This is a genomic window from Pseudoalteromonas sp. Of7M-16 (assembly GCF_022347805.1).
Lineage (GTDB): Bacteria > Pseudomonadota > Gammaproteobacteria > Enterobacterales > Alteromonadaceae > Pseudoalteromonas > Pseudoalteromonas luteoviolacea_F.
In genome coordinates this window covers 1-1,294 of sequence record NZ_JAKRFY010000063.1, presented here as the reverse complement: position 1 = coordinate 1,294, position 1,294 = coordinate 1, and the positions used below count along the sequence as shown (strand labels likewise).

At 43.8% G+C, this 1,294-nt stretch carries 2 protein-coding genes and 1 rRNA gene; 2 read left to right on the top strand and 1 reads right to left on the bottom strand.

Going from position 1 to position 1,294, the window contains the following annotated elements; genetic code table 11:
• The first annotated feature begins 110 nt into the window (after positions 1 to 110).
• Complete coding sequence (locus tag MHN81_RS27970; protein WP_239427380.1) at positions 111 to 254, top strand: hypothetical protein; 144 nt, start codon at positions 111 to 113, stop codon at positions 252 to 254.
• A 126-nt stretch (positions 255 to 380) separates the two neighbouring features.
• A complete protein-coding gene (locus MHN81_RS27965; RefSeq protein WP_239427379.1) occupies positions 381 to 524 on the top strand; it encodes a hypothetical protein in 144 nt (47 codons plus the stop codon).
• Positions 525 to 1,042: 518 nt separating this feature from the next.
• On the opposite strand, the gene rrf is transcribed toward MHN81_RS27965, so the two are convergent.
• Positions 1,043 to 1,157 (bottom strand): 5S ribosomal RNA (rrf, locus tag MHN81_RS27960).
• Positions 1,158 to 1,294: the final 137 nt, after the last annotated feature.

Here is a 1,294-nt window from a genome sequence, read left to right as displayed (position 1 = left end):
CATTCAACATATAAGCTCCTTCAAGTTAAGAGCTAAATATGCCATAGGCAAAAGATCGATCAAGACGTAGTAAATGAGCTTAAACGATCAGCATTGGAAGCGAGTTCAGGATGACGGTATTAATCAACAGACCTAAATTCCCCCCACCTCGTCACCCTGAACTTGTTTCAGGGTCTAAAGTGCAAAAGGCTACCGACAGCGAACGCAGTGAGCACAGTTCTTTTGCGCAAGGTGAAAATCGTGCAAAGTATTAATGACAATGAGCGAAGCGAATACGTTTACTTTGCGCAAGGTGAAATGAGCTGTTTTAATAGTTATTAAGGCAATCACCTCTAACACCTAGCTAGTATCGAATATATAGATCCTGAAGCGAGTTCAGGATGACGGTATTAATCAACGGACCTGAATTCCCCCCTCCTCGTCACCCTGAACTTGTTTCAGGGTCTAAAGTGCAAAAGGCTACCGACAGCGAACGTAACGAGTACGGTTCTTTTGCGCAAGGTGAAAATCGTGCAAAGTATTAATGACAATGAGCGAAGCGAATACGTTTACTTTGCGCAAGGTGAAATGAGCCATTTTGACCATTGCTAAAGCAATCACCTCTAACGCCTAACTCGTATCGAATACATTGATCCTGAAACAAGTTCAGGATGACATTGTGCAAAATGTAACGTCTGCGAGCGAAGCGAGTACGTTCAGTTTGCGCAAGGTGAAATGAGCAGCTTTGACAGTTGCTAAGTCTGCCACTCTTAAAGCCTAGCCAACATCGATAAATATAGATCCTGAAACGAGCTCAGGATGACATCGTGCAAAAGGCTACCGACAGCGAACGCAGTGAGTACGGTTCTTTTGCGCAAGGTGAAAAGAGCTGGTTTAGCTGTTACTGAGGAAATCTTAAGCTTATCTAGTCGGCGATGAAGGTTACTCCCTTCACCTTGCGCTAATTCGTCTCTTTATCAATGTGCATGACCTCGGCAATATTCGAGACGATTTAGAACGAAAAAAGCCCGAATCTTTCGAATCGGGCTTTCTTTTATTTGGTGCTTGGCGATGTCCTACTTTCACATGGGAAACCCCACACTATCATCGGCGCTATTTCGTTTCACTACTGAGTTCGGCATGGAGTCAGGTGGTTCCAAAATGCTATGTTCACCAAGCAAATTCTTTGCTTTTAGTTTTTATTATTCATTTTTTAAATTGGGCCCTGGCAATGTCCTACTTTCACATGGGAAACCCCACACTATCATCGGCGCTATTTCGTTTCACTACTGAGTTCGGCATGGGGTCAGGTGGT